This is a genomic window from Streptomyces sp. SID10853, from assembly GCF_010548145.1.
Taxonomy (GTDB): Bacteria; Actinomycetota; Actinomycetes; order Streptomycetales; family Streptomycetaceae; genus Streptomyces.
Genome location: NZ_JAAGLN010000338.1, coordinates 1 through 5,626 on the forward strand (window position 1 = coordinate 1; position 5,626 = coordinate 5,626).

Annotated in this window: 4 protein-coding genes; all 4 read right to left on the bottom strand. The window is 71.6% G+C overall.

Annotated elements, in window-relative coordinates; all coding sequences use genetic code 11:
* The coding region (locus G3I19_RS33970) for a serine/threonine protein kinase (protein ID WP_239075015.1) at nt 1–1,655 on the bottom strand (1,655 nt) is incomplete at its 3' end.
* A gap of 10 nt (nt 1,656–1,665) precedes the next feature.
* Entirely contained in the window at nt 1,666–3,003 is a 1,338-nt protein-coding gene (locus G3I19_RS33975; RefSeq protein WP_203600948.1) for a hypothetical protein, read from the bottom strand.
* 147 nt (nt 3,004–3,150) lie between these two features.
* The gene (locus tag G3I19_RS33980) at nt 3,151–4,128 is read right to left on the bottom strand and encodes a glutamate ABC transporter substrate-binding protein (RefSeq protein WP_239075016.1); all 978 of its coding nucleotides are present in this window, start codon (nt 4,126–4,128) and stop codon (nt 3,151–3,153) included.
* A gap of 152 nt (nt 4,129–4,280) precedes the next feature.
* Nucleotides 4,281–5,516, bottom strand: coding sequence for a hypothetical protein (locus tag G3I19_RS33985; RefSeq protein WP_239075017.1), 1,236 nt, complete (start codon nt 5,514–5,516; stop codon nt 4,281–4,283).
* Nucleotides 5,517–5,626 lie beyond the last annotated feature (110 nt).

Below are 5,626 nucleotides of genomic sequence, written 5' to 3' on the forward strand. Positions count from 1 at the left end.
GCCGGCGGCCCGGCGGTTGGTCCGGCGGACCGCGGGGAGCGCTGGGCAGGGAGGACCGCCCTCGCTCCCCGGCGGCCTGCGGGGAGTTCACGTGCGCCGAGCAGCGAGGCGTCCCCCGTCAGCTCGGCGAAGAGAGCCGTGTCGGTGACCCGCACCTCGGGCCCGAACAGCGTCGAGAGCGACGGCCGAGGCCGGCCCGTCTGGACGGCGACGACCTCCCGCAGTACCCCGGTGAGCTGCTCCGCCATCTCGGCGGCCGACGCGAACCTGCGGGCCGGGTCCGGGTCGGTCGCCCGGACGAGCAGCCGGTAGAACGACTCGTACCGCCGGAACACCTCGATGTTGTCCGGGTCGGGGAGGCTGTCCGCGAACACATTCGTGTAGCCCTGGAAGTCGAAGGTCAGGACGGCGAGGGTCCGCGCCACCGTGTACAGGTCGGAGGCGACCGACGGACCGACCTCGGCGACCTCGGGCGCCTGGTAGCCGACCGTGCCGTAGATGGCCGACTCGTCATCGCCCATCCGCCGCACCGCGCCCATGTCGATGAGCTTCAGCTGGTCCTGCTGCTGTATCGCGTTGTCGACCTTGAAGTCGCAGTACAGCAGCGAGCGGCTGTGCAGATGGCCGAGTGCCTCCAGGGCCTCGATCCCGTACGCACATGCCTGCTCGACCGGCAGTGGGTCCCGCCTGCCCGACGGGCCGCGGCGCTCGTTGGCGATCTCCTTGAGCGACTTGCCGCCGACGTACTCCATGACGATGTAGCCGTCCATGGAGCCGGTGCGCTGGTCGAGGTGTTCCACGAAGTTGTAGATGCGCACGATGTTGGAGTGCTCGATCTCGGCGAGGAAGCGCCGCTCCGAGATCGCGGCGGCCATCGCGTCCTGGTCACCCGTGTCCAGCAGGCCCTTGAGCACCACCCAGCGGTCGGACACGGCGCGGTCGACGGCGAGATAGACCCAGCCGAGACCGCCGTGGGCCAGGCAGCCCACGACCTCGTACTGCCCGTGCACGACATCGCCGGTGTCCAGCTTCGGTACGAACGAGTAGGGGTGGCCGCACTTGGTGCAGAACCCCTCCGTACGCCCGGGCCGTGCACCGCGCGAACGGCCCACCTGGGCGCCGCAGTCGGACCGCGAGCAGAACCGCTTGCGTTCCGGTACCTCAGGGGCGGCCAGCACCGCGGACTGCGGATCGGGGCGCGGCACATCGGGGATCGACACCAGACCGGCGCCCAGCCGGTTACGGCCCGACGAACTCGCCGAGGCCCCCGAACTGCGCACCGAGACCGAACGCGCCGACCCCTGGCCCGACAGCGAGCGCGAGAGCCGCCCGGAGACGGACCTGCGCGATGTCGAGGACCGCGATGTCGAGGACCGTGACGTCGAGGACCGCGATGTCGAGGACCGGGACGTCGAAGACGGTGATGTCGAGGACCGGGAGGACGACCCGGAACCGCCGCGCACCGAAGCGCCCCCGGAGCGCGCGCTGTTGCTCCCGCGCGCCCCTCCGGCGATTCCGGTCGGCGGTGAACTCACCAGGCCGCTGGGCGACACCACCGGCGCCAGACCGCAGGTGTCGCAGTACAGCTCGCCGCCGCCCATGTCCTCATAGCTGCCCTCGCACCCGGGGCGCTGGCACTCCTGCTGTTCGCTCATCCCGCATCCCTCACGCGTTCCCCCTGTGGTCGGCGGGCCCGGGCTGTCTCGGGACCAGAACCTCCGCCGTGGCCTGCTGATAGCGGAGCACCGCCTGTTCGGCGACGCGCAGATCGCACGGCGCGCTCCACAGCATTCTGCGGGCCGCGTCGTACCGCTCGATCAGCAGGGGATCCTCGGCCATTCCGTGCCGGGCGACCTTCGCCCGGTAAGCGTCCAGCCGGCCCCGCAGCTCCGCGCGGACGGCGAGCGGCGCGGTGACCGCGGACAGCGAGTCACGGGCGCGCCGCAGCTCGTCGTCGGCTTCCTGTTCGAGGGATTCCAGCAGAGGCGAGAGCCGGTGCCACTGGGCGTGCCTGCGGTATTCGGCGGCGGTGCGCAGCTGCTCCTGGAGCACCGTCGAAGGACCGCTCACGGCCGGCACCTCGGACGCGGCGATCTTCGCCAGCACCTCACCGCGCGCCGATCTGGCCTCGGTGAGCGTGCGGTCGGCGCGGGTCAGCACGTCCCGCAGCCGCAGCAGGCGCTGCTCCGCGTCCTGGCGGACGGTGAGCACCGCGTCGATCTCGCGGCGGATCTCCTCCAGGGCGCGCGCGGCCCGGTCGTAGCGGCCGGTGTCGGCGCGCCCGCCGCCCGGGGCCGAACTGCCCTGGGTGGCAACCCAGTAGGCCAGCGGGTCGGATATCACCCCGGCGCGCAGCGCGGCCAGCTCCTGCGTGATCGACTCCAGGTCGTCGCCCGCCGGGTGCTCGCCGGGGCGTACGCCGACCGAGTGGGCCAGCGAACGGGTGCGGCCCAGCTCCGCCGCGAGCAGGTCGATACGGGCGGGCAGCGCGGACCACACCGAGTCCGCCGCGACGATCATGTCCAGCGACTGCGCGTACAGCTCGTTCATCCGGCTCACCAGCTCTTCGAGCGTGAACTGCTCGGTGAGTTCCACGGGCCCGGTGAGAGAGGCCGGGAGCCGGCCTGCGGTGCTCGCCAGGGTGACGGCCCGGCCGCGCAGTACGCCGGTCAGCTCGGCCAGTTCCTCCCGGCCCGGCCAGCGCCGCCGGGAACGCAGCGTGCGGGCCCCTTCCAGCGCCTTCGCGTACGCGTCGAAGTACGTCCACAGCACCGTGATCGCCTGCTCGGTGCCGGCCCAGCGGTCCTTGGTGACCCCGGTCAGCTCGGCGCCTTCCAGGAGCCGGCGCCCTGCGTGGTCCTGCAGGGCGATGAGCGAGGTCTCGATGGCCTCGTGCTCGGCGACGAGCCGCGCCAGCGCACGGTCCACCTCGTCCCGGTCCATCACCGGCCCGGGGGCGCTCCCCGGCCCGCCGGGACTGGGGACGGAACCCGCGACGCCCATCGATCACCTCTCCGCTCCACCGGTCTGTGCGGTGTTGTTGTCCTGTACCGCGCCGTTCTGTACCGCGCTGTTCTGTACCCGCGGCGTTCCGCGACGCGCTGTTCTGTGCTGCCTACAGTGTCAAGTTCTGCCCGTGGCCGTGCTGTTCTACCGGTACTTCGGTGCCGGGGGGCCGGTTATTCCCTTCAGATCCGCCGAGAGCCACTTCCGGTACGCCTTCATCCAGGGGCTTTCGGCGCCGCCGCTGCGGTAGTCGACGAGCACCTGATTGATCCGGCGCACCAGATCGTCGTTGCCCAGCTTCGTCGCCACGCCGTAGTACTCGGTGGTGAACGGGCCGCCCTTGAGGTCGACCGCCGGGTCCTGCGCCGCCTGGCCCGCGGCCAGGGCGTTGTCCGTGACCACCGCGTCGACCAGGCCAAGTTGGAGCTTGACCAGGCAGTCCAGCTGGTTGGGCACGGTCCGCTGCTCGGTGGGAGTGTCCGCGAAGACCGCGCCGTACGACTTGGCCTTCAGCGCGTCGTACGCCGTCGAGCCCGTCGCCGTGCAGACCTTCTTGCCGTTGAGCGTGTCGTTGTACCCGGTGATCGTGGAGCCCTTGGGCGCGAGCACCTGCTGCCCGGCCTGGAAGTACGCCGTGGAGAACGCGACTTGCCTGACCCGCTCGCAGTTGATCGTCATCGTCCGCACGACGATGTCGACCTTGTTCTCCTGCAGCGCCTCGATCCGCTGGTTGGTGGGGATGGCGCGGTAGGTGACCTTGTCCTCGCTGCCCAGGATGTTCTTCGCGATGGCCCGGACGAGAGCGATGTCGAAGCCGTCCAGCCTGTCGTTCGCCGGATCGCGGTAGCCCCAGCGGTAGCTGTTCTGGTCGACACCGACGACCAGGTGGCCGGCCTTCTTGATCCGGTCGATGGTGGGCCCGTCGGCGCCGGACGGTGTGAGGCTCGCCTCCGGGTCGGTACAGCTCTCGGCCTTCCCGGGGGCGGCCTTCCCCGGAGTGGACCTGGCCGGGGCTGCCTGGGCCACCCGCTGCCCGGCCGACGGCGTACCGTCCCCGGAGCCGCCGCTCAGGGCGAGTGGAATCATGGTGGCGGCCGCTGTCAGTGCACACGCCGCGGCCATCGCCGTCACGCCGCCCCAGCCGTGGAGCCTGCCGCCCTTCGGATTCAGCACGCTGCCCCTCCTCACCTGGCCCCTGCTCACCCGGCCCTTGCGTACCTGGCCCTCGCTCACCCGGCCCTTGCGCACGTGGCCCTCGTTCACCCGGCCCCTGGTCATCTGTACTCCGAAAGCCTGCGGCTGATGCCAAGTCCCGCGGCCGCCGCGCCCAGCACGGCCAGCACCGCCGCGCCCACCGGGAGCCCGGTCAGCGCGCCCCGGCCGTCCGACGCGGCCCGGGTGAACTCCCGCTGCTCATGGCCGAGCGCCTGGTCCAGCGCCTTGTCCACCTGGTCGAAGGACTGGCCGGTCGAGTTCTTCCTGCCGATGACCTGGGTCAGGGCGTCCTCGTAGTCGCCGCTGTCGTCGGTGCGGCGTGCCGCGGCATGGCGGTGCTTCCAGGTGGCCACGTCGGCCCGCGCGGCGTCCACCGGACCGCTGCCCGCGCTGTCGCCCGCCGCCAGGCTCTTCGCCTTGCCGAGTCCGCTGACCAGGGCTGCCATGTCCTTCGCGTAGTCGGACTCGTACTGGTCGTGCTTGCCGTCCTTGGTCAGCACGGAGCCGCGCGAGACCAGCGTGAGGTTCTCGTTGGAGCGGGCCTTCAGTGAGCTGATCCGCGCGTCGTTGAGCACCTTCAGCGACTCCTGGCCGTGCGTCCGCGACGTATGCAGATCGGCTGCCGCGACCAGATGCCCGGCCACCAGCCACAGCAGCACGGCGACGGAGGCCGCCGACGCGGCCAGCAGGCCATGGTTGAAAACCCGGTTGGTCCGCAGATAGTTGCGCCGCTGGACATAGCAGAGGCCGCCCAGGGCCAGGATCCCCACGGCGGTGCCGAGGTACGGCCAGAGCGTCGCCGAGTCGTAGTCGTCGTACAGCCGGCCCGTCTCCGCTTCGTAGAGCTTCTCCGCCGCGGGCAGCAGCGCCGTGCTCATCTGCTGGTTGGCGTACCGCAGATAGGCACCGCCGAGCGGCAGGCCCTGCCGGTTGTTGGCCCGGGCGCGCTCCACCAGCCCTGTGTAGCGGGGGAGTTGCTCGTTCAGCTGGGCGATCTGGCGCCCCGACTCCGTCGAACTGTCGGTGTGCGAAGCGGCTTTCACCAGCAGCCGGGACGCGGTCGCGATATCGCTGTCGTACCGTGCGTGGACGTCCGCCGGCTCCACCGAACCCGCGAGGAAGCCGCTCGCGGCCGCGGTGTCCGCGTCGGCCAGCGAGCGGTAGATGTTCGCGGCGTCAGCGCTGAGCGGCTGGCTGCGGTTGACCACGTCGTCGGCGGAGTCCGCCCGGTCGGCGATCTCGAAGGCGGTCACCGCTCCGAAGGCCACGACCAGCGCGGCCACCAGCGTCCCCATGATCCACAGCCGGCCCGGCTCCGTGGTCACGGCAGCGCGCAGCCGGTCCCTCGACCCGGTCCAGGCGCCGCGGCGCGCCGGTGGGGCGGGCGCGTGCGCGGGCGGTGCGG